The organism is Mesorhizobium kowhaii (assembly GCF_003253745.1).
GTDB classification, from domain to species: domain Bacteria; phylum Pseudomonadota; class Alphaproteobacteria; order Rhizobiales; family Rhizobiaceae; genus Mesorhizobium; species Mesorhizobium kowhaii.
Genome location: NZ_MZXV01000041.1, coordinates 1 through 22353 on the forward strand (window position 1 = coordinate 1; position 22353 = coordinate 22353).

Below are 22353 nucleotides of genomic sequence, written 5' to 3' on the forward strand. Positions count from 1 at the left end.
CTAATATATTTGCTGAAACCTTCGGCCATGGAGGCGCGCACTACTTGTACCGATATCTGTCCCCGCTTGAAGCTCTTGGGATAGAATTACGCGAAGTGACACCGAGGCTTGAACCCACACCAGTCGGCCGAAGCGCATCTACCCAGGTTCTGGCGCAAAGCAATCTGGCTGTAAAAGCTTTCGTCGCGGTACACGCTGGAGCAAGGTTCGAAGGGCGGTGTTGGCAACCTGAACGGTTCGCTGCAGTAATCGACGAGGTATATGCAACGACGGGCCTGCGGTCACTGCTGATTGGTGGACCTGATGAGAGCGCAACCGCGCAAGCTATCCTGAATGTGGCGGTGTCACCATTGGTGAGCGTTGTTGGTAAAGCCTCGCTTGAGACATTAACAGCATTGCTTGCGGATGCATTCATCTTTCTGGGAAACGAGAGCGGCCCAATGCACCTGGCTGCGTCAGTCGGAACTCCAGTTGTGGGCCTGTATGGCCTGACGCCCCCTGACATCTGGGGGCCTTTTGGGGTGCTTCACCGCACCGTTGAGCCGCCGTTGCCTTGCCAGTGTGTTGCGCCCGATTTGTGCAAACCCGACAACCCGGGCGGCGTTTACTGCGTTCATCGACTACCAGTTGCCAAGGTCGCTCAAGCGACACGAGACTTGATAGATGCAGTGAGACAGGCGAATGAGACGGCCAATTGAACCTACAGCCATGACCGGCCCGCTTGAAACCGTGAAGAAGGCCCTGCAGGCCTATGTCGACAAGGATCGTGCGCTCATCGATTCGGTGATCGGCAGGCCGCACAGCTTCACCAGTCCGCTCGACAACGCGCTCAGTCGCGAAATCGATTTTGAACGCTGCTGGCTGTCAATAACATCCCATCGTCTCCCAACTATGCACATCTAACCTGCCTAGCCGCGGCGCTCGGGCGGAACGGCCGCTTTTTGATCGTTTCATCGTGATAGCGGACGGCCGGCTTCCAGCCCATTGGAGTCATTCGACAACTGTCGGCGATCGACGCGTTTTTGCGTGAAGCAGACATAGATGGCGAGACGAGAACCTTCGGCAAAATAGCGAGTGGTCAATGCGGTCTCGGTACGGTAGGCGCCGGAAACAAGCCGACCCGGGCTGGCGAGTGAAATGGCCGCAATAGCGTGTCGCAGTTTGATAGTTATGCGTCTGCCCGATGCATCGAGCGGCCTAGATGCTTTTCCATTTTTCTGTGGGGTAGGCAGTCTTCGGGCTGCCTAACACATTGTTTTTTCTGGTCGGAGTGGCAGGATTTGAAGCTGCGACCCCCTCGTCCCGAACGACGAGGGCTGCCAGGAAAAGCCCGGATTTCCGGCATTTCTCGTCACAGCCGGCGGCTTCTGTTCACCTTTGTTTCCGACTTAGATGTGGGGTTTCTGTGGGGAGTGGCGGGAGCGTTCGCCTTCTGTGCCATAGGCATTCGGACCACATTTTTCGGAAGGTTTCGCGAACGCGCCTTAGAGACGATTGCCTCTGCGGCATCCGCTTGGAAGTCGGCCGCGGCCGTCCAGTTCAGTTCGAACTGATGGCTGACGCCCGTTCAAGCAGTTGGCAGTGCGCGTGACGCGACCTACTCCCTCGCACAGCGTGTGCGTGCCCAAGTCCCCCGGGGGCACGCCGATCTGGCGGAGCTCGACTTCTTGCCCGGTACACCTCGCCCTACTCAAGGTCACGCTGCCTTTCGGTCCGCGCGCCGGAGCCCCACAAGGCGCGCGTGAGCAGGTTCCGTTTACCCTTGCGCGGGACAAGCTCGATATCGCTGACAAGCTTGGCGCCGCCCTTGCGCCGCTCCAATGTGATCTTGCGGCTGTGAAAGGCCTCCAACTCGACCCGATGCGCCACGCTTATGATGGTGACGTTCGGCAATTCGTGGATGATGGTCTCCATCATCTTGTCCTGGCTCTTCTCATCGAGTGCTGCCGTCGCTTCATCAAGCACGATGATGTCGGGAGCGTGCAAGAGGAGGCGCGCAAACGCGAGCCGCTGCTTTTCGCCACCCGACAAGGTCTGGTCCCATGGCGCGTCTTCCTCGATCTTGTCGTTCAGATGACCGAGTCCCACCTTGTCGAGGGCAGCCTTGATCTCGTCCAGCGTCCAGTTATCGGCGGCGCCGGGATAGGCGGTCGCACGCCGAAGCGTCCCCGAGGGGATGTAAGGACGTTGCGGCAACATGAACATTCGCTTGTCAGGGTGGAAATTGACGCTGCCGCCACCCCAAGGCCACAGGCCCGCGATCGCCCGCACCAGTGTGCTCTTGCCTGAGCCGGATTCGCCGGCCACCAGCACCCGCTCGCCCGGTTCGATCGCGACCTCGGTTTCCCTGACCACGGCGGTGCCATCGTCAAGCGACACAGAGAGATCGTTCAGGCTGAGCATCGCCTCGCCCTCGGTTTCGCCATGGTTGATGCGTCCCAAGGCGTCGCTTTGCTCCGCGCGCTCGAGCCCGTCGAGCGACATCATCAGCGAGGCAATACGGCGCGCGGAAGCGTTCCAATCGGCGAGGCGCGGGTAGTTGTCGACCAGCCATCCGAACGCGCCCTGCACGATGGCGAAGGCGGAAGCAGCCTGCATGACCTGTCCCAGCGACATGCTGCCTTCGAGAAACTTTGGAGCGCAAAGCAAGACCGGCACGACCGGCGCGAACAGGCTCGATCCCTGCGACACCAGTGCCGTGCGCATGTGCTGGCCAGTAAGCAGCGCCCATTGCTTGAGCACGTGCCCGAACGTCTTGTCGATGCCGCTGCGCTCCTCCTCCTCGCCCCCAAGCAGTGCAATGCTCTCACCGTTTTCACGCACCCGCGTCAGCGTGTAGCGGAATTCGGCTTCCGTCTGGTTTTTCTCCTCGGAGAGCTCGACGAAACGGCCGCCAATGACCACCATCGAGGTAGAGGTGATGGCGGCATAAATTACTGCAGTGATGACGAGGAACCCAGGGATGGTGACGCTCAAACCTCCAATCGGCAGGGTAAGGGCGCCACCGATTGTCCAGAGCACCACGATAAAAGTCGCGGCAGACAGAAACGCAGAAATGACGCCGGCCACGAAATCAACAGGCGACTCGGTGGCAATCCGCAGATCCTCCGCGATGCGGGCCTCAGGATTCTGGTGATCGCCGCTGATAAGGTTCAGCTGATAATAGCGGCCGTTAGCCAGCCAGCGCCCGATGACCGAAGTGGTAAGCCAAGAGCGCCAGCGGCGCTGAATCGTCATCCGAATGAAGACCTGTGCAACGACGAGGCCGGCGTTTCCGGCCACGAGTGGCAGGAAAACGACGCTGAGAAAATAGACAGTGGGGGCATTGCGTTGCTCGATGGCGTCGAAAATCGCGCGGTTCCAGACATTGATCCCATACTGGAAACCGACATTCATGCCGATCAGGGCCAACAGTCCGATCGTGCACGGCCAGGCGAGCCGGTCGCCGCGCCGGCTCCAATATCCGCGCGCGCTGATCCAGAACCGCGTCAGCAGATACTTCTTGCCCGCCTGCTCAGCCTGCTCGGGCGTCTGCTCCGGATTGGATTCGATGATTTCCGGTGGCGGCTCGGCCTCTCCGACGACCTCGGACGCGACTTCGACAGCCGGCCCCTCCTGCTGACGCGGCTTCCCGGTACCGCGTGGTTTAGCGCTGTTGGCCGGTTTCGGTTTGGATTTAGCCTCGGACATACGGCCGACAACGGCTTAAAAATCAAAAGGTTTCATGGTATCCTCTCAAGAAGGCAAACAGCGCCGAGGCTAGCCCTCATAACAGCCTCGCCTATGGTCGTTCTCGAATGACAGCCTTCACCTGTTGCGGGCAGTTCGCCGCTGAGTGTCGGCCACGGGTCTGATGCCGGCAGTTGGCTGCTGGGCCGCTCGTGCTAACATTGTGGCTAATTAAACGGCGCACCATGATCGTGGTCCGCTAAGCGCGCCTACAGAAAGCCCCAGCCGAAGCCGGCAGGTTATACATTAGCAATGACTGATGGATAGGGCGGGCAAGTTTGCTCACCGAATTCTGAGATCGCAAGCCCAACACGGAACGATGCACATCAATGCTCGTTCATCTGGCTGGTATGCAAGAGGAGAACGCAGAAATGGCTGTCAAAAAAACGAGCGACACCAGCCGCGTGGTGAAGGGCCAGGAGTTGGAGGTGCAACACCTGGCCGAAACTACCGACTTGTCACCCAATCAGGCGCGCGCGCTGCTGCGCAAGCACGGCAACGATTGGGCGAAGATCAAGGACGAAGCCGAGAACTACAAGGCCGAAAGCTAACGCACCCACACGCGTATGTAGGGGTGCGGCAAATCAGGTGCGGCTAGCGACCAAGGCTCCGCCCCAAGAAAAAGCTAGGCGACTTTGAATTCCTTGACCGCCTTCTCGAAGGCGGACTTGATCGGCTTGGACACGTCCTCGACGGCTTTGGTCGTGACGGCCTGGAGTTCCTTGGCCTGCTCGACGGCCTTTTCAACCTGCTTACGGACGAAGGCGGTCTGAAGTTCAACGAATTCGGAAGGCGACCTCACGGCAAGTAGGGCTTCAAAGTGCGAGAAGCCGGCGTCGGCATTGGCGCGCAGAACGGCAATTGTCTTCAGCGACAGATCGGCGCCAACGGCCTTGGCGGCTTCGAAGCTCGACTCGGGAGCCTTCTGGGTCGTCTCTGACCCCGCCGTGAATTTGGCATAGGCCTCTTTCGACTGCTCGACGCCCTTTTCGGCAACCGAGTTCACATATTCGATGGCCTTGGAAGCGTCCAAGGCGGGGTACCCGTTGTCGATAAATTCAGCGGTCTTTTCCGTGGTCTTGGACATCGTTTCCATCCTTTCCGGCAGCAGCTTTCTAGAAGTATTATTAGCATTCTCTAATGGAAGATTGTGTGCAATGCAACATCTTTGTTGCGATGCACCAAAGATGTTGCTGGGCGTGGGGCACTGCAACTGTCGGTGTTGGTTGGGGCCTGCAACGCCTCAGCCTGGGCTTTGCGGAACCTTCCCTCAGATATCGGCGTCCTGCGATGCTTATGCCAGCGTTCATACCGTGCTCAGAGGGACGTATCGGTCAGATCCAAAGCTTCAATTGTCATCGAGCCTTTGTGGTGGTGTTGAACTCGCGGTTTGCCGAGTAATCGATTGTGAAGGTTCCCTCTGTGAAGTGAACGCCGTGCTTGACGTTGAAAATCGTCACCGTCGTGGAGAGTCCCTGCTCGTCAGTAATGGTCCATCTGCGTAATTCAAAGGATCTTCTGTCAAACATCATGGCAATCTTTGAATTTCCAAAAGATGACTTGTCGGCGAGCCGAATAGCGATGAGATCGCCTTCTTCTTTCATGCCTCTAAAGCGATTGCCAGAGAAGTCGACCTGATTGTCGAGCAAGAGCTTGAGAGGCGTCTTCGAGAGTGAATAAAGGCGCGATGTCTTAAGCTTCTTATTGTAAATGACCAACGATTTTCCATCGGCAATTACGTTGACACTCGATCGCCCCGTATAGTTGAATCGGATCTTGCCTGGGCGTTGCAGAAAAAAATTGCCGCCGGTCTGTTCCCCCTTCGGGCCAGACTGAACGAAATCCCCGGACATGGATTTTACTGACGAGAAGTGATCTGCGATCATCTGCGCTGTTACAGGTGCGGCCGAGAGTGCTGGAGCAATCAACTGAAATCCGGGTGCGACATTGATCGAGGCTGCGCCGACAAAGGCCAAACAGAGACCAAGGAGTCGCTTGATCTTACTAGCCATTCAGTCCTCCTCCTGTGGAGTTAAACGCAATCTCAGACTTTAAGCTCCGAGAGGTCGTAGCGAAGATCGCCTTCCTGCATCCCTCGTTGCGAGCCGGCGCACGAACACCAGGTAGAGTCTCAACTTTGTCAAGGACCGAGAGCGTAGGCGCGTGACCTACACACGGGATCACGCGGCCTCGAGATCAGTAGCCCTGCGGGCACCGTGCTATGTAAACGCGGCCTTGACGATCGCGATATCGGCATTGACCAGCTTCACTTGCGTGCCCGATGACCGCGCCAGCAATTACACCAACGGCACCGCCAACGACAGCACCCTGCACCGGATCGTTAGCAACTGCGGCGCCAATTGCTGCGCCGCCCAACCCGCCAACTGCGGCGCCTTGTTCGGTGCGCGAACATGCCGCGAGTGGAACGAGTAGGCTCAACATGAGCAGGGTCATTTTCATGATTTTCTCTCCTGAGGCCCGATTTGAGCCGAAGAATAAATGCGCGACTGAGCTTTTCGATCCATCAATCGGAATGTAAGTCCCGGATCGGGCTTCCGAAATAGTGGGTCCCGCGGTCGCGATACAGGATGCAGGGATTCTCGCGCTAGCCGACGCCTGGTGCCCGACGAGTTGCGCGGCGCGCCCACCTGGACGCCAACTAACGATGAGATTTTGGTTTGTTGGACGACTGCTCGGAACCGCTGTTCGTTCGTTTCGTTACCCTAACGACGTTGGCGTCGACGAGATGGGATATGGTATGGACGACAAGTTGTTTGACGAGCCTGTAACCATACGTCTAACCGCCAACGGCAAGCTGCAGCGGATACGGTCCGCGAACGATGCCTCAGCCATCCTTGCTAGCGTCGATTGGCCTGGAGAGCGAACCGCTATCCATCGGGACGCCTTCGAAACCGCCGAAAAAGTCTTGGAAGGCTACCGTTCAACGGAAGATGCAAAAATTCGTTTTTTGGAGGCCGCGCGCGAAGCTGGCATTCTTTTCGACGACAGCCATACCCAAACATCAGATCCCAACCGCATCCATTTCGAAAGCAGTGTTAGCATCCGTCCTCACGGCAGCGCCTCGGTGAGGGAAGTAAAATCGGTGAATGGCGCCAGCGAGGTTCTGGTGGATTGGCCTCATTCGAAACGCGGACCTTACTATCAATCGGCCAGGGAGACGATCGAGGGAGCGATTGAAGGGAAGGCCACCCCTGATCAGGCGCGTGATGCATTTGTGGCCTTGGCAGAATACGCCGGAATTCTGGTTGATAAGTCCGCCTGACGATTGATGTGCCTGTTCGAAATGTCAGCAAGAGCTTCTGGGTCCGCCGAAAGCAAATCACTGATTGACAGGGAGGCCGAGCGCCACGCTGCTCGCTCGTCCAAGGATCAGCCTACGACTGTAGGTGAGGACGGGAAAGAGCGAGGCAGGGAGGCGGAATGGCCATCCGAGATTCCTGCCCTAGGATGGAGGGATATCGCTTGGCGCGTGTGGGAGGAATTCAACAAGGACCGCATCATGCTGGTCGCAGCAGGCGCCACGTTTTACCTGCTACTCGCACTGTTTCCGGCCCTAGCGGCCTTCATGTCTCTATATGGGTTTGTGGCAGATCCAGTGACCGTAGCCGATCACGTTTCCTATCTCGCCGGCCTGCTTCCTTCGGGCGGCCTCGATCTCATTCGTCAGCAGTTGCAGGCGCTGGCACATCAGAACACAAGCGCGCTTGGGGTGGGATTTTTCGTCGGCCTGGCTATTGCGCTATGGAGCGCAAACAGCGGTATCAAGGCGCTGTTCGACGCCATGAACATCGCCTACGAGGAAACCGAAAAACGCAGCTTTATCCAACTAAACTTCATGTCGATCGCATTCACCATTGGTGCTTTGATAATCGGCATCGTTTTGCTTCTGACCGTCGGTGTCATCCCCGTCATCTTGTCGTATTTATATCTCGACAAATGGGCAGAAGTGCTCTTCGCGGTGGGGCGGTGGCCAATCCTCATGCTGGCCATACTCACCGGAATATCGCTGATGTACCGGTTCGGTCCGAGCCGGGAAAAGGCTAAATGGCGCTGGCTGAGCTGGGGCGCCGTAACGGCCACGTTGGTCTGGTTAGCCGCATCGTGGCTGTTCTCATTCTATCTCCAGCATTTCGCCAACTACAATGTGACCTACGGATCGTTGGGCGCCGTGGTCGGCTTAATGATGTGGACTTGGATTTCGGTGATTATCCTCATTGTCGGGGCCGCGATCAACGCCGAAATGGAACATCAGACGTCGCGAGATTCAACCACCGGGCCGCCATTACCAATGGGTCAGAGAGGGGCGGTTGTTGCTGATACGCTTGGCAAGGTCGCCGAGTGACGCCAAATCTCGATCGCCCCACCAGGCGTCGTTTCCATCGGACCACGCTACCGCCAGCTTTGTCATCGTCTTCAGCAATGTGTTCAACGCTCGTATCCGCAAGGCGCTATGGTTCTTCGCTGCCGCCCTGCTTGATTTCCCGTGTCTATGTCGGGACCCATTATATCGGCGACATCATGGCTGATATCGCCACCGCGCTTATTGCCTGCGGGGTGGTCGGATATCTTATCGGGAGGCACCGGCATCGATCGATGGGTGACCGGAATTCTGTAAATGAGTGTCAGCGAAATTCGCCATGTCATGGCAAATGCCGCAGCCCAAAGTTGAGAAGGCCCAAAAATGTCGCACGAATCCTTTTCACGGAACCTGTTTAACCGCTCCAGCGTGCTTGGCCGTATCTTTGCGCTACTGATCCCGTCGCTCGTGACGCCGGTTTCCACCAGTGCCGCTCTCGAAACGACGTCACCGGGACTCGCGGATGCGACGTTGCTGATCATACGTCATGCCGAAAAGCCTGATAGCGGGACGGGACTATCACCTGCGGGGGAGGCACGCGCACAGGCCTATGTGGGTTATTTTCAGCATCTCATGCTCAATGGTGTCGAGTTTCGCCCGGACACGCTGATAGCGACCGCCGATTCCCCAAACAGTGCGCGAGAGCGTCTGACGCTGACGCCCTTGAGCCAGGCGCTTGGAATTCCCATCGATCTGAGATTCAGCAACAAGGACCTTGCAGGCCTTGTTCATGTGTTGACGAGCGAAGCCCACGGAAAGTCCGTGCTTATTGCCTGGCATCACGGCACATTGCCACAGATCATAGAAGCGTTAGGTGGTGACCCTCACGCGCTGCTGCCCGACGGTTACTGGCCTGACAACGTTTTCGACACTGTCGTTGTGCTTCGCTACGACCATGACGGGAAATTCATTCCTGGCTCCGAGCAGCTCGTTCATGAAGATTTCGCACATCCGCCGGGGCTGATCGGTGGTGCAAACTCCCAATGAACACCTCCGCCATCAAAAGCACCCGCCGCAGGGGTGCCCCGTTCCGTAGATCGTCCCGGCAACAATCCGATACGATCGAAAGAACAGCGTGGCTGCGGATTTTCGGTCAGAATGAGGGACCATGAATGTCCTTTTTCTCGGCGCTCACGGATTACATCGCTTCCCACCCGCATCTCGCATACACGGCGATCTTTCTGCTGGCTCTGTCGGAGTCCATTCCGGCCATCGGCGCAGTCGTTCCTGGAACGGCCATCATTGTCGGTCTTGCCGCTCTTGTCCCGAGCGGCGTGTTAACGCTCTGGCCGACGTTGATCGCAGCCTTTCTGGGCGCGATCGTCGGCGATGGCCTGTCTTTCTGGCTGGGCCATCAGTACCACCGTGAAATCCTGCAGCGGTGGCCGTTGAACCGATATCCCGAGCTCATCGCGCGCAGCGAGGCGTTCTTCGAACGGCACGGCGGCAAGAGCGTCTTCCTGGCGCGCTTCACGCCGGGTGTCCGTGCTTTCATTCCGCTCATGGCAGGCAACTTGCGAATGCCGTCCCGCCGTTTTTACTATGCCAACATCCTCTCGGCGTTTGTTTGGGCGCCGTCGCACATCCTGCCTGGCGTGTTCGTCGGCGCATATTTCTGCGTTGCCGGTGCTGCCGCAGGCCGGCTCGCGGTGCTTCTCATCGTGGTGATTATCATCCTGTGGGCCACCATTTGGGCTGTCCGCCAAACGATACGTCGAGGTGTTCCCATCCTTTTGTCCAATCTGGAACGGCTGCGAGGCTGGACGAGTACTCGCGATAGCTGGATGAGCCGCCAAATCCGCTCTTTGCTCGATCCGTCTGAGACGGAGACGAAGATTCTCGCGGCGCTGGCACTGCTACTCGCCGCCGCCGCCTGGACCTTCTTCGGCATCCTCGAAGATGTCGTCAGCGGCGATCCGTTGGTACGCACCGACGCCGCCGTATATCAAATTCTTCAAGACCTGCGAACGCCATGGGGCGATTCCTTGATGGTGGGGTTTACGGAACTGGGCGACACTGTGGTGGTGACCGCGATTGCCATCGTCGTCTTCCTGTGGCTGGCGTGGATGCGCGCTTGGCGCACGGCCGCTTACTGGGCGGCCGCCATCGGCGGCGCGGCAGCCATCAACACGGGCATCAAGGTTGCCCTCCATCGTGCGCGTCCCAGCGAGAATCTCTATTCCGGTTGGAGCGATTTTTCCTTTCCCAGCGGTCACAGCACCGAAAATGCCGTCATGTATGGCTTCCTGGCCTTCCTGATCGCTCGGCAGCTCCAGCCAGCATGGCGTCTCCGAGTAGCCCTCGCGGCAGCTACTTTCGTGGCTTTGATCGCCTTCTCCCGGCTCTACCTGGGTGCCCACTGGTTTTCCGATGTGGCGGGCGGACTGGCGTTCGCTACCGCTTGGCTAGCCCTGCTCTGCATAGCCTACTTGCATCATCAACCGTCCGAAAAGGGCGCCGGAGGCCTTCTAGTCGTGGCTTGCGCCAGCCTGGTCGTCGCAGGCGGATTCAATGTCTATCGCCATCACGCTGCAGACATGGAGCGCTACGCAGTCCAATACGAGGCACCGTCGATCCTCGCGGCCGAATGGTGGACGCAGGATTGGCAGCAATTGCCCGTGCAGCGAATCGATCTCGCAGGCGAGGCCGAGGAACCGTTGACATTCCAATGGGCAGGCAGCCTGGAACGCCTCGAAGCCGATTTGGCGCAAAAAGGCTGGCGCTCGCCAGCTCCGTGGACGTTGACCGGCGCTCTCGCTTGGTTCACGCCGCGCCCCGATCCGATGGACCTTCCAACGTCGCCCTATATGGAACGCGGGCGCTTGCCGAGCCTCACGCTGGTCCATCCGCGCGGCGAGTTGGACGGGACCAGTTCGCGCTTCGTGCTTCGCGTGTGGGCGACCGACATTGACCTGCGAAACGGCCATCTGACGGAACTCTGGATCGGGTCCGTTGTCGACGAGCGGCTGGGCAATCGCTTCCCGCTCTTCACGCTGGCACAGGCGCAGCCCGACGCGAACGGGCCCCGCGACCTTCTTGCTGCGTCTCTCGACGCCGGCCGCCTGGTGACCGGGCCCGATCATAGTTCAACCCCCGTTTGGGATGGTCAGGTTCTGCTGGCCCGTAACGGAAGTATTCCGGCCAATCCAAGAACGGGAGCTTTGCAGGAAGGGTCTGCCGGCCGCTAACCCAGAGGACTCCTGGAGGTGACGCCTCGCAATTATCAGATGCATGAGACGAGCAGACGATACCAGTTTCACTCCTTTGCAAGTGGCAAATATGACAGTTTTGGTTCTCCTCAATGCAGGGGCTGGCTCGATCAAGGGCGCAGACAGCGGTGACTTGGAAAAACGCCTTCGTAATGGATTCCAAGCACGAGGGATCGAGACCGAAGTGCGCCTTGCGGAAGGCCGCGAGATCGCGGAGATGGCGCGTAAGTTCGCAGTCTCGAAGTCTCCCGGCAAGAAGTCGCGGACGCTCGTCGTTGGTGGGGGCGATGGCACTCTCGGTTCCGTGGCCTCGGCCATTACAGGGACGAATGTTGTGATTGGCGTCCTGCCGCTAGGCACCCTCAATCATTTCGCCAGGGATATCGGTTTGCCAAACGATCTGGAGGCGGCCATGGACGTCATCGCGGCGGGCCACGCGCAGAAAATCGATGTTGCGGAGGTGAACGGTCGGGCCTTCCTCAACAACTCGTCTATCGGCATCTATCCGTTTCTTGTCGCCGAAAGATCCGCAGAGCAAAGGCGGAGAGGGGTGGGAAAGCTTGCTGCTCTCGGCCCGGCGCTTGTCCTGGCGCTCAAGGCATCGTCCTGGCAAACGGTGAGAATCTCAATCGACGACAAAGCGCGAGAACAGCGGACCCTCTGTGTGTTTGTTGGCAACAATTTCTACGATTTGAGCAAGCTCGGCCACCGCTGCAGCCTTACGTCCGGGAAACTGTGCGTCTACGTCGTGAAGCAGCAGTCCTGGCTTGGACTTGCGCTGCTACCCCTGAAGGTCGCCTTCGGTTTGATCGACCCAGTCCACGATGTGGAACTATTCCGAGTGCAAAGTCTTGAGATTAGAGCGCGCCGACGACACATGCGAATTGCGATGGATGGTGAAACCGTGGAGGCGACAACTCCGTTGCATTATCGAATTCGGCCTGGCGCACTGCGGGTTCTCGCACCCGTCTTGACGAAGGCCGCCCCTCCAAGCTCATGATTGTGGTGAGGTATGGGCTTGATGAAGACGATTGCCCATCTCTCCGACCTGCATTTTGGCAGGATTGACCAGATAGTTTCCGACGCACTCGCAGCCGAGGTTCGCGCAGCCGATCCTGACATTGTTGTCGTCTCGGGAGATATGACGCAGCGCGCTCGCAAGCAAGAATTCGCGCAGGCACGGGCATTTCTCGACACATTGCCCTACCCCCAGCTCGTCGTGCCAGGTAACCATGATGTCCCGCTCTACAACCTGTTCGCGCGCGCCTTCATGCCGTTGACGCGTTACAAGCGCTATATCACGGCGGATACCGACCCGTTCTATGCCGATCCGGAGCTGGCCATCGCTGGGATAAATACCGCTCGGTCGTTAACGATCAAGGGAGGCCGTATCAACAGCGAGCAGCTCGCGTGGGTGAGAAGAAGCTTTGCCGATCAGCCGGATCAGACGACAAGGATCGTGGTGACACACCATCCCTTCGAAGGAGCCAGTGAGAATGACGATGACGGTATCGTCGGGCGGGCGAGGATGGCGATGGGGGTATTTTCACAAACTCGCGTCGATGTGATCCTGTCGGGGCATCTGCATCTGAACCGCATGGGTTCGAGTGCGGTCCGATACGATATCGAAGGCTATTCCGCCCTGCTGATCCAAGCTGGCACAGCGATTTCCTCACGCCGCCGCCAAGAGGCAAATTCTTTCAATCTCATTCGGATCGAGCGGCCAGAGATCCATCTGGAGTGTCGGGCATGGGACCTCGACAAGGTGAGATTCGTCAGATCGGCGAGCAAAAGCTTCCGGCTCGGACGGTCAGGCTGGGCGCCAACAGGTGGGACAACTATTCCCACGCTCATACAAAACGCTGAAGACGGGATTGTATGGGCCGACGATCGGAAACACGGATAGCCGCCCTTTTTTTAGCAATCTCGTGACCCAACGAATTTGCCTCGCCCATCGTAGCCGACGACCGAGCGAACGGTCGTCTAGACTAAACAAAGCGGATTGCGACTGGCCTGCGAATTATCTTCTTCAGTCAAGGAAGCGCAATTGAATGTTGATCGCCACGGAAGGCGGATAACAGTTTGCGTTTCGCTAGGTCTTTTGGCGCTCCATTTCGACCTCGGCCTCTAGACTTTCGATGTCGCGGAAGATCGAAGCGACAGCCAGCGTGCGTGCTTCACGTCTAAAACGCACGAGACAATCCTTGGCGGCAATGTCACCATCGACCGCGATCTCGTCCCATTGCTCGGCATGGCCGACATAGTTGATCGGAACATCGTAATGCTGGCTCCAAAAGAACGGCACGGCGGCGTATTTCTCGCGATGGCCGAGCATGTTGAGGGCCGCTGTTCGCCCCTGTCTCTCTGCAACCACCCAATGCTCGACCCGAATGTTGTCGCCACTGTGAGGATCTGGCCATCGTGCAATGTCTCCTGCCGCGAAGATGCCGGGGGCGCTTGTCTCGAGAAAGGCGTTCACCACGACACCGCGATCGAGGTTGAGCCCGGCCTTTTCGGCGAGCTCGGTCCGCGGTCGCACGCCGATGCCGGCCACGACGAAATCCGCCGTCAACGTATCGCCACTGCTGAGTTTCACCTTCCTGCCGTCGATGCTGGTCGCAGTGTCCTCGAGATGGAATACAACACCATTCTCCTCATGGAGGGCGCGGATGAAGTCACCCATTTGCGGACCCAGGACCCGCTCCATGGGTCGTTTACCTGGCGCCACGACATGAACTTCGATATTGCGCGAGCGCAGGGCCGCGGCAACTTCCAGGCCAATGAAACTGGCGCCAAGCACGATGGCACTGCGGGCAGTCGTGGCTTGCTCGATGATCGCCTTGCAATCCGCGAACGAGCGCAGCGTGTGAACGTGTGGCTGGTCGGCGCCGGGAATGGTGAGACGCACCGGTTCGGCTCCGGTCGCAAGCAGTAGCCTGTCGTAAGGGGTCCGGGCCCCGTCCGCGAGGACAACCTCGCCAGAACGTGCATCGATGCTGGCGACGTTCGCGCTGAGACGCAGGTCGATATCGTTCTTCGAATAGAAGCTTTCGCCGCGGAGCGGAATCCAATCCTCCGGTGCTTTGCCGGCGAGGTAATCCTTGGAAAGATTGGGCCGATCAACGGGCGGCGCTTCGTCGTTGCTGAACATGACGATGCTGCCTTGATAGCGTTCGCGCCGCAGCTTTTCGGCCGCTGCGAAACCGGCCGCGCCGCCGCCGACAATGACAATTTTCTCTGGAACTTCGCCGGAGCTTTCATCCCGCTGCTTCGGAGCCGTCCGTTTGCGCTTCTCCCCCACGAATATCCGATCATCGCGCTGTTCCACCGACCAGCAAGCGAGTGGATTGAACGCTGGGGCACGCAAGGCCTCGCCTGTGCGCAAATCGAAGCACGCGTGATGCCAAGGACACCGGACGGTATCCTCTACCACAAGACCGTCGACGAGGGGCCCGCCGTAATGTGTGCATGTCGCCCCGATGGCGAAGACCTCGGCCCCACGGCGCACCAGCAGCACCTGCTCATCGCCGCAATAACCTATCAGCTTTCCGCCATCAGGAAGATCGGCGAACGCGATGCCCTGAACCAGATCCGGCCCGTTTAATTTGGTATGGCTTTCAGCCATTTTCTTCTCTCTCTGGCGGTGTCAAAATCGCCTGTACGGCCAAGCGGGAACTCTTCCAGTCCACCAGTCTCGGAATACCTTCTGCCTGGCTAGCGCGTTTGGGCAGAAGTGGTGTCAAGAACCTGAAGGCCTCCGGCTACGTCATTCGTTGCCAGTTGGGCAGTATGCACACTTCAACTTCCCGCCATCAAGGCGCATGCCTGCCATTCAGTCAGGGTACGCTCGCAAAACGAGCAATTGATCGTTGTCCGGTCCTCCGGCGAACTTTCGAAGTTCTCAGCGCATCCTGACCGTTGTGAATATGTCGGACACGGCTGACTTCGCTCCGACCGATCTGCTGAGAATTGGATCGACCGCATTATGGGCATTCGAAATCAGCTTCGCCAGGCCGGCCTAGGGTCAACCGCTATCGTCAGCAAATTTTATGAAGATGTCGCATCCTCAGAGAAAAATGGCGGGCAACTCTGCCCGCCATTTCAGTTGGCGAGAAGCCGACGGTCAATTGGCGCCGCCGAGCTGCTTGGTCATCTTGCAGAAATTGTCGTGCGCTTTGGCGATGGCTTCGTCGCCGCATTCCTTCATCATCCCGGCGCGTTCGTCTTCTTTCATAGCCATCCACGCCGCTTTGAACTCGGCTTCCGACTTCATGGTCTTCATGTCGGCGTCGGTGAAGAAGGGCGCCATTTTCGCCGGATCGTCGAGTGCCGAGGTGTTGCCGGCAAGGGCCGCGCCGGTCATCATCGTTAGCGCCATCGCGCCCATGCAAAGCATCTTGATGTTCATGATCGTTTCCTCCTGATTGCTTTTGAGATCGTCCAAGCAGCGATCGAAGAAAGAAACGGACCGTTTGCGCAAAGGTTCCGCAGATTTCCATAAAGATAGAATGATATTTCCAAGGAAAGCAATTGAGGAGAAAAATCTACTGCAACGGAAGGGTCGGTGCTTCCGGGCCATGTGCTGGCCGCCAATCTCCAGCATCTGCGATTGGCGACAGATCACCATGCTCCGTTCAAAGAAAAATGGCGGGTACCTTTGCCCGCCATCTCCGACTTCGAACGGGCTGCGCTAGTTGGCGTCGCCGAGCTGCGCTTGGTCATCTTGCAGAAATTGTCGTGCGCCTTGGCAATGGCTGCATCGCCGCATTCCTTCGTCACGCTGGCGCGGTCGCCTTCCTTCATGGCCAGCTAGGCGACCATGAATTCCTTCTCGGATCTCATGGTCTTCATGCCGGCATTTAAGAAGGGCGACATTTTTGCCGGATCGTCGAGCGGCGGACTGTCGATAGGTCTGGCCGGCGCCCATCAGGCAACTCTTCAGTGTGAGCGGCGGCGGCCGATCTACGTCGGAAACGGCGACCAACCAGGACGCAAGACAAAACTGCTCAAGCCGAAATGGCAGGCTTGGGTTGTGGTTCCATTAGCGTAGACTAATAGACAGGCGTAGCCACAGCCGATCATGTCGGCGCGCCGCGCTTTGCCAGCCTGTCGGCTCCCGGGATCTCGCCAAACCAAGCGGCCTAACGCAAGCCAAAGAAGCTTAGTATTGCGAGTACGATAACGACGGCTCCGACCATCCAAATAATGCCGTTCATGACGGCTCTCCTTTATGTTGATCTACCCACATAGGGAAAACTTTTGTCATCAAATGCAAACGGGGCCGCGGCATTCTTGTTCCATCACGCTGGATTCATGGTTCGGCTGGAGGATTGCCGCCAGTCGGCATTCCAGGGCCTGTGCATAAGAAGCCCGCGCCTCTGGCTGAGGACGCGGGCCATCGGGTACAGGCCCCGATCCCGCAGCGATATCCGGGAGATATCGCTGCCAACCCATGAACTATTTAGCAAAGCTAATGTTCCTGAACCGAGAGGTTCCGGACTCGATTGCCTTCGCCGTCTAGTACCAACGTCCACGGCCGTAAAGGCCGCCACCGCCCAGCAGAATGACGATAAGAACGATGACCAGAATTGTGGTGATATCCATATGCGCCTCCTAGAGCGCGCCCGCGGCTTTCGCCTCTTCGCCGCTCTTGGCCCTGACCAGTGCAGCAATTGTGCCTGTCAACTTCAACTAACGTTCCGCTAGGCATTCTTGTTCCAATGGACGGACCAGGCACGGGGGCCCGGCGGAGCCGCTCGCTTCCCACTCCGGGCAAACCATGCTGGAAGCAGATATCACTCGTCGGCGCGCAGCTAACCGCCAGCCAAAGCTGGGCGGGATCGTCTGGACCGGGATGCTCAGCCCCGCTTAGCTGCGACGTAGCCGGCGGTGACCTCGTCTTTGTGGGCGGCGAAGGCGGCCATGACCTCGGCCTTCTCGGGCTTCGGAACCTTGAAGAAGTCCAGGGTCCGTCCGAGTTCCGCTGCGACCTCATCGAATTCTGCAGGAGAGATCCGGAGGTCCCGGTGGGCCTCCTCAAGGCCGAGCGGCGTCGTGCCGGGCTTGGTGGCCGTGAACTTGAAGGGCCCACCAGAAACGTCGCAGACCCATAGCGTCCGCATGAACTTGAGGCCAGGCAGCCTGCCAAGGTTCTTGGTGTGCCATTTCCGCAGCTGCGAGTTCTTGGACCTCTGGCCGACGATTTTGTTCTTCACGACGGCGTCGCTGAAGTGATCCACCACCGCTGCGATGGCGAAGACGCCCCCCAGCCGCTCGTACAGGCTCTTCTCGGGTGTGGTTTGCTTGGCCTGCGCGTTATGCGCCACCGCCAACACAGCCATCGGAGCGACGGTCACCGCCAGCCCTGCGACCAACGTTCGTCTTGTGATAGAAGCCGAGACAGCCTGTGCCATCATCACCTCGCGGCAGGCTAAACGACAATCTTGAGAGATTGTTCCAGGACGAACCAAAAAGAGCCGGCGCCTTAACCATCCGGCCGTTGTGTGCCGAGGCAGCCGCTGCCGTGTCGAAGGCAAATCAGGACTGCGATTCCATGGAAATGGGTTAGGCTACGCCGCCCGCGGCAGAGAGACTCCGCGCCGAGCGACTTCTATTGGGTTCGGCCGAGCTGAAACCAAGCGACATGCTGAGTTTTCGGGATGAAATTAGTTTTCAGAAACGTTTATCGAACAGGCAAAGCTCAAAACCTAGTGTCGATGAGCAGAGACCCTCCGGCAGTGGCGCCACGGTAAACGTCTACGGCGCCAGGAGTCAGAACATGCCCGCCAGCGCCTACATCAACCGGATCGCGACTGCGGTGCCGGAGCACGAGGTCCATCAATTCTACCTGCGTTTCGCAGCCTCCATGCTTGCGGCCGATCGCCGAAGGGTTTTCGAACGTATGGCCGATCTCGCCGGCATCGAGAGCCGCTATTCCTGCTTTGCACCCGCCCTCGACCCCGAAGGACCATCTGCCGATCTTGCCGGGACTTTCGTGCGCGGTGCATTTCCTGGAACGGCTTCCAGAATGGGAATGTTTGGCGCCGCCGCGCCTGTTCTGGCGCAAAAGGGCGTCGACGCATTGCAGCTTGGCGATGACGCTTCCCGTATTACCCACCTCATCGTCACCACCTGCACCGGTTTTTACGCGCCCGGCATCGATCTGGACCTGATGGCACTATGCGGCCTGTCGAACTCGATCCAACGCACGATGATCGGCTTCATGGGGTGCTATGCGGCGATCAACGCCCTCAAGCTTTCCCGCCATATCATCCGTTCTGATCCGCAGGCCCGGGTCCTCATGGTCAACATCGAACTCTGCACGATGCATCTGCAGGAAACCAATGAACTGGAAAAGCTGCTGTCGTTTTGTCTCTGGGGCGATGGTTGCGCTGCAGCGCTCGTCACCGCGGAGCCGCATGGCATCCTGCTCGAAGACTTTCATTGTATCGTCGCGACCGAGCGGCGGCATCTGATGACCTGGAGCATTCGCGACGATGGTTTCGAGATGTACCTTTCCGGCCAGGTTCCGGCCGCTATCTCCGAAGCGTTGCAGGGCAGCAAAGATGCGATCCTGGGCGATCGGCCTGTAGAGGCGATCGATCTTTGGGCCGTTCACCCCGGCGGACGTTCCGTTCTCGACTCAGTCGAAAGGGCTCTGAAACTCGCGCCCTCCGCGCTGGCGAAATCGCGCGAGGTGTTGCGCCGATACGGAAACATGTCGTCCGCGACTTTCATGTTCGTGATGGAAGAGATGTTGAAAGCGCCATCGGGCCTTCTCGGTTGCGGCATGGCATTCGGACCCGGACTGACGGCCGAAACCATGCTTTTCCAAACCGTGTCATGAGCGGCTTGAGTCACCGTCACCTTGCGCCGGAAATCCTTGACGGACTGGCGGCCGACGATCCGCGAGCGCTTGCCTCGCGCCGCGACCTTCATCACATCAATGCGCTGATGTTTCAGCCGCAGATCATGGCGTCGATGCTCAGGAAATTCGTGCCAAAGCCGCCAAACCGCATTCTGGAGATTGGGGCCGGCGACGGCAGGTTTATGCTCGCGGTAGCGCGTCGGGTGGCCAGACATTGGCCGGGCGTCAAATTGGCGATGCTCGATCGCGTCGACCTCATGACCCCGCAGCTGTGCGGTGATTTTGGCAAGTTGGGATGGAACATCGAAGGGATCACTGCCGACGTCTTCGACTGGGCAGCTAAGGTTGAGGGCAAGCAGTTCGACGCGATCACCGTCAACCTGTTTCTGCATCATTTCGACGATGCGCAGCTCGTGCGGCTATTCTCACTGATGGCGCCGAAAGCCCCGGTGCTGCTGGCGACAGAACCGCTGAGGGCGAATTTGGTGCTGGCCGCGACCCGTCTTCTCTGGGCAATCGGCGCCAACGACGTCACACGAAATGACGCGGCTCAAAGCGTGCGTGCCGGCTTTCGCGGGGCCGAGCTTTCCGATCTCTGGCGTGCGGCGAATGGCAAGCCGATCGAGGAACGGCGCGCCGGCCTTTTTTCCCACATCTTCGTCGGCGCCAGGCCGGTGCCGGTAATTGACCCATGACGGGATTATCGACCCATGACGCGATCATCATAGGCGCCGGCCCGGCGGGCACATCTGTCGCGCTGACACTGGCCCAGCGCGGATGGGCTGTGGCTATAGTGGAAAAGAGCATGTTCCCGCGCCGCAAAGTCTGCGGCGAATACATGTCGGCAAGCAATCTTGCCCTTCTGGATCAGTTCGCGGTCGGCGATGCCTGGCGCGCCAATGCCGGCCCCGAAATCCGCCGTGTTGGCTTTTTTTCTGCCGAAACCTGCGTCGCGGCGGCAATGCCCTGTGCAAAGGATGGCTTCGGCCGGGCGCTCGGCAGAGATATTCTCGACCTTCTGCTTTTGCAGGGGGCGCGATCGGCAGGCGTCGAGATCTTTCAGCCTTACCGCGCCGTCGCCATTGACCGAGATGGCGAAATGCAGATGGTGCGAATTGAAGCCAAAAACGAAAAGACGATGCTGCGTGCTCCGGTGATAGTCGCCGCACACGGTTCCTGGGAACAGGGGCCGCTGCCCAGCCAGCTCGAAAAGACAAACCGCCCGTCGGACCTGCTCGGCTTCAAGGCGCATTTCACGGGATCGACCCTGGCGCCTGATTTAATGCCTCTCCTAGCGTTTCCGGGGGGCTATGGCGGCATGGTTTGGGCGGATCATGGTCGGTTGTCGATCTCGTGCTGTATCCGGCGCGATATGCTCGCGCGGTTGCGGGAACACCATGGCCATGTGTCGGCCGCCGATGCGGTCTCTTGCCATCTCATGGAATCGTGTCGGGGCGTCAGCGATGCCCTGGAAACAGCTCACCTCGACGGTCCATGGCTTGCCGCAGGTCCGATCCGGCCGGGAATTCGCTCCTGCTACAAACGGGATATTTTCCGCGTCGGCAACGCAGCCGGAGAGTCGCATCCGATCATCGCCGAGGGCATCTCGATGGCGCTTCAGTCTGGCTGGCTACTGGCTTCGGAACTAGCAGGCGCGCCAAGCGGTCATGCAGGGCGCGAGTTTGCCCGCAGACGCTATGAGGCAGCCTGGAAAGGACTGTTTTCGACACGGGTCTACGCAGCAGCTGCTGTCGCCCAAATCGTCCTTCGCCCAGTCAGCGCCGCGCTGATGCGGGCGGCAGTGCGAAATTTCCCGCAAGCGCTGACATTGGGCGCAATGCTAAGCGGCAAGACAAAGCCGATTCCCGATCTTACCTGACGGTCGGTGCGAGATTTACCCCGAACCAGTCGCTCTTTGCCCGCTCAGCTCTCGGCTGGACGGGCTTTTTTGGGGTTGAAAAGGCTTCTCCGGCGCGGCCCGACCGTCTTAGAGGGCGACCATCCGGCCGCCGGGCCTGACCAGCGGTCTTGGAGAGAGCGTGCGTTTCCGACCACAGCTCCAGAAACCCCGCTTCGGTTTGTTGGGCGAGAGCGTGGTGCACCCTTCCACTCGCCGCGGAAAGGTGCAGGCGACCATCCACACACGGCGTGTCGGTTTGGTACATGCGACTCGACTGTTGGATGCAATGTCGCCCGTCAGTTTTGCCGCTTCATTTTTAATGGCCTCGCAAAATTCAGGAACCGCCACTCGGGCAAACACTCAAAAGGTCCAGGGGGTAGGCCAGTTGCATTTCCCTCGAATTCATTTTGTCACCCCGCCCTGCTGAAAACCACCGTGCCGTCGTCTTTGCGAACTTCCACCGCTACCATACCGTCATCCTGCTTTCGGGCGGGAAAGGTAGTAAAGACGTGGTCCCTCGCAGCTTTCTCGGCATCAAATGGCGTCTTCTCAATGATGCCCTTTTTCCCGTACCAAATCACCGTGTATCCCACCGCTGCGACGCTCCCTCTACAGGCGCTTTGATCTTGCTGGCCAGCAATTCAACGGGTGCATCCAGCCCCTTGACGGCAGCGTGAAGGGCCACTGTGGCTACGGCTGGGTGATCTTCTGGCTCACCGTTGCAGTTGGCCGGGTCGATAACAGGGAGCGGCTTCATCCGCGAACTATGCGCCTTGTCGCGAGATAGGTCCACGCCTTTAGGGGCGCGGAGTGGCGAGGCAGACACGCTCACGCATCCGCCCCGCGCGCGCCGCTTGACGATTTCAGCAGGAGGAAGATGCCCGGCGCCGGACGCGCTAACCGCGCAGTCTGGATTTCGGCTCTGGCGAGCTTTCCGCCGGGTTTCTGGCCAATTTGGCGGAACGCCGATCACTTAGCCACAGGGATTTCTTCTTTCGTGCGAGTAGTTCGTCGCGATCGCTGTCCGCGACCGCTCTGCCATGCTTCGCAGCAAACGCATAGTCGGCTCTGTTGGTCCGATAGTCTTCTTTTTGCACAGACATCGTTGCAATCTCCGAATGGCGGAGATCAACGTGGCATGGCGCCAAGCAGTTCCAAAAATCTTTCGTTAGGTACGCCCGGCTCGCATGAATGTTTGTTCAAAGCGATAGTGGGATTCGAGGGACAGGCCCTATTGTCAAAGACGCTCAGCCTAGCTCAGCGCGAAGCA

General features: G+C 58.7%; 22 protein-coding genes. 13 read left to right on the top strand and 9 right to left on the bottom strand.

The window, feature by feature from the left end:
• Positions 1 to 698, top strand: a 698-nt coding sequence (locus tag B5V02_RS20360; RefSeq protein ID WP_146606111.1) for a glycosyltransferase family 9 protein, incomplete at its 5' end; no start/stop codon positions are given.
• A 10-nt stretch (positions 699 to 708) separates the two neighbouring features.
• The gene (locus B5V02_RS20365) at positions 709 to 903 is read left to right on the top strand and encodes a hypothetical protein (RefSeq protein WP_111545928.1); all 195 of its coding nucleotides are present in this window, start codon (positions 709 to 711) and stop codon (positions 901 to 903) included.
• Positions 904 to 1686: 783 nt separating this feature from the next.
• Here B5V02_RS20365 and B5V02_RS20370 read toward each other — a convergent pair.
• Positions 1687 to 3690, bottom strand: a complete 2004-nt coding sequence (locus B5V02_RS20370) for an ABC transporter ATP-binding protein/permease (RefSeq protein WP_111545929.1) — start codon at positions 3688 to 3690, stop codon at positions 1687 to 1689.
• A gap of 410 nt (positions 3691 to 4100) precedes the next feature.
• Between B5V02_RS20370 and B5V02_RS20375 the strand changes: the two genes are divergently transcribed.
• Complete coding sequence (locus B5V02_RS20375; protein ID WP_111545944.1) at positions 4101 to 4280, top strand: DUF3606 domain-containing protein; 180 nt, start codon at positions 4101 to 4103, stop codon at positions 4278 to 4280.
• A gap of 74 nt (positions 4281 to 4354) precedes the next feature.
• On the opposite strand, the gene B5V02_RS20380 is transcribed toward B5V02_RS20375, so the two are convergent.
• The 3 genes from B5V02_RS20380 to B5V02_RS41710 form a co-directional block, all read right to left on the bottom strand.
• Positions 4355 to 4816 carry a phasin gene (locus tag B5V02_RS20380; protein WP_111545945.1) on the bottom strand — a complete coding sequence of 154 codons (462 nt, stop codon included), beginning with the start codon at positions 4814 to 4816 and terminating at the stop codon, positions 4355 to 4357.
• Between the two features lie 268 nt (positions 4817 to 5084).
• Positions 5085 to 5741, bottom strand: a complete 657-nt coding sequence (locus B5V02_RS20385; RefSeq protein ID WP_111545930.1) for an outer-membrane lipoprotein carrier protein LolA — start codon at positions 5739 to 5741, stop codon at positions 5085 to 5087.
• 184 nt (positions 5742 to 5925) lie between these two features.
• Positions 5926 to 6189 carry a YMGG-like glycine zipper-containing protein gene (locus tag B5V02_RS41710; protein ID WP_111545931.1) on the bottom strand — a complete coding sequence of 88 codons (264 nt, stop codon included), beginning with the start codon at positions 6187 to 6189 and terminating at the stop codon, positions 5926 to 5928.
• A 298-nt stretch (positions 6190 to 6487) separates the two neighbouring features.
• On the opposite strand from B5V02_RS41710, the gene B5V02_RS40665 reads away from it, so the two are divergent.
• The 6 genes from B5V02_RS40665 to B5V02_RS20425 all read left to right on the top strand — a co-directional run bounded on the left by B5V02_RS40665 (position 6488) and on the right by B5V02_RS20425 (position 13222).
• A complete protein-coding gene (locus tag B5V02_RS40665; protein WP_167458584.1) occupies positions 6488 to 7012 on the top strand; it encodes a DUF982 domain-containing protein in 525 nt (174 codons plus the stop codon).
• A 21-nt stretch (positions 7013 to 7033) separates the two neighbouring features.
• On the top strand, positions 7034 to 8092 hold the full coding sequence (locus B5V02_RS20405) for a YihY/virulence factor BrkB family protein (protein WP_111545947.1): 1059 nt from the start codon (positions 7034 to 7036) through the stop codon (positions 8090 to 8092).
• A gap of 339 nt (positions 8093 to 8431) precedes the next feature.
• Complete coding sequence (locus B5V02_RS20410; protein ID WP_245446052.1) at positions 8432 to 9094, top strand: flagellar basal body-associated protein FliL; 663 nt, start codon at positions 8432 to 8434, stop codon at positions 9092 to 9094.
• A 125-nt stretch (positions 9095 to 9219) separates the two neighbouring features.
• Entirely contained in the window at positions 9220 to 11295 is a 2076-nt protein-coding gene (locus tag B5V02_RS20415; RefSeq protein WP_111545932.1) for a bifunctional DedA family/phosphatase PAP2 family protein, read from the top strand.
• Between the two features lie 91 nt (positions 11296 to 11386).
• Positions 11387 to 12316, top strand: coding sequence for a diacylglycerol/lipid kinase family protein (locus B5V02_RS20420; protein ID WP_111545933.1), 930 nt, complete (start codon positions 11387 to 11389; stop codon positions 12314 to 12316).
• A 21-nt stretch (positions 12317 to 12337) separates the two neighbouring features.
• The gene (locus B5V02_RS20425) at positions 12338 to 13222 is read left to right on the top strand and encodes a metallophosphoesterase family protein (protein ID WP_111545949.1); all 885 of its coding nucleotides are present in this window, start codon (positions 12338 to 12340) and stop codon (positions 13220 to 13222) included.
• Positions 13223 to 13408: 186 nt separating this feature from the next.
• On the opposite strand, the gene B5V02_RS20430 is transcribed toward B5V02_RS20425, so the two are convergent.
• The 3 genes from B5V02_RS20430 to B5V02_RS41155 all read right to left on the bottom strand — a co-directional run bounded on the left by B5V02_RS20430 (position 13409) and on the right by B5V02_RS41155 (position 16119).
• Positions 13409 to 14941, bottom strand: a complete 1533-nt coding sequence (locus B5V02_RS20430) for an FAD-dependent oxidoreductase (protein WP_111545934.1) — start codon at positions 14939 to 14941, stop codon at positions 13409 to 13411.
• Between the two features lie 498 nt (positions 14942 to 15439).
• Positions 15440 to 15724 (bottom strand): hypothetical protein, encoded by a 285-nt coding sequence (locus B5V02_RS20435; protein ID WP_111545950.1) that lies wholly within the window; start codon positions 15722 to 15724, stop codon positions 15440 to 15442.
• Between the two features lie 212 nt (positions 15725 to 15936).
• Positions 15937 to 16119, bottom strand: a complete 183-nt coding sequence (locus B5V02_RS41155) for a hypothetical protein (RefSeq protein WP_208647114.1) — start codon at positions 16117 to 16119, stop codon at positions 15937 to 15939.
• A 16-nt stretch (positions 16120 to 16135) separates the two neighbouring features.
• On the opposite strand from B5V02_RS41155, the gene B5V02_RS40670 reads away from it, so the two are divergent.
• Entirely contained in the window at positions 16136 to 16366 is a 231-nt protein-coding gene (locus B5V02_RS40670) for a hypothetical protein (RefSeq protein WP_167458582.1), read from the top strand.
• Here the strand turns inward: B5V02_RS40670 and B5V02_RS42705 are convergent.
• Together B5V02_RS42705 and B5V02_RS20445 are read right to left on the bottom strand one after the other, a co-directional pair.
• Positions 16279 to 16518, bottom strand: coding sequence for a DUF7546 family protein (locus B5V02_RS42705; protein WP_425374409.1), 240 nt, complete (start codon positions 16516 to 16518; stop codon positions 16279 to 16281). The genes B5V02_RS40670 and B5V02_RS42705 overlap by 88 nt on opposite strands.
• A gap of 656 nt (positions 16519 to 17174) precedes the next feature.
• Complete coding sequence (locus B5V02_RS20445) at positions 17175 to 17690, bottom strand: group I truncated hemoglobin (protein ID WP_245446053.1); 516 nt, start codon at positions 17688 to 17690, stop codon at positions 17175 to 17177.
• Between the two features lie 404 nt (positions 17691 to 18094).
• Here B5V02_RS20445 and B5V02_RS20450 point away from each other — a divergent pair, with 404 nt between their 5' ends.
• Genes B5V02_RS20450 through B5V02_RS20460 form a run of 3 tightly spaced genes read left to right on the top strand, consistent with a single transcriptional unit; the run spans position 18095 to position 21062 of the window.
• On the top strand, positions 18095 to 19162 hold the full coding sequence (locus B5V02_RS20450; protein WP_111545935.1) for a type III polyketide synthase: 1068 nt from the start codon (positions 18095 to 18097) through the stop codon (positions 19160 to 19162).
• Positions 19159 to 19878 carry a class I SAM-dependent methyltransferase gene (locus tag B5V02_RS20455; protein WP_111545936.1) on the top strand — a complete coding sequence of 240 codons (720 nt, stop codon included), beginning with the start codon at positions 19159 to 19161 and terminating at the stop codon, positions 19876 to 19878. The genes B5V02_RS20450 and B5V02_RS20455 overlap by 4 nt, the downstream gene beginning before the upstream one ends.
• The gene (locus B5V02_RS20460) at positions 19875 to 21062 is read left to right on the top strand and encodes an NAD(P)/FAD-dependent oxidoreductase (protein ID WP_111545937.1); all 1188 of its coding nucleotides are present in this window, start codon (positions 19875 to 19877) and stop codon (positions 21060 to 21062) included. The genes B5V02_RS20455 and B5V02_RS20460 overlap by 4 nt, the downstream gene beginning before the upstream one ends.
• Positions 21063 to 22353: the final 1291 nt, after the last annotated feature.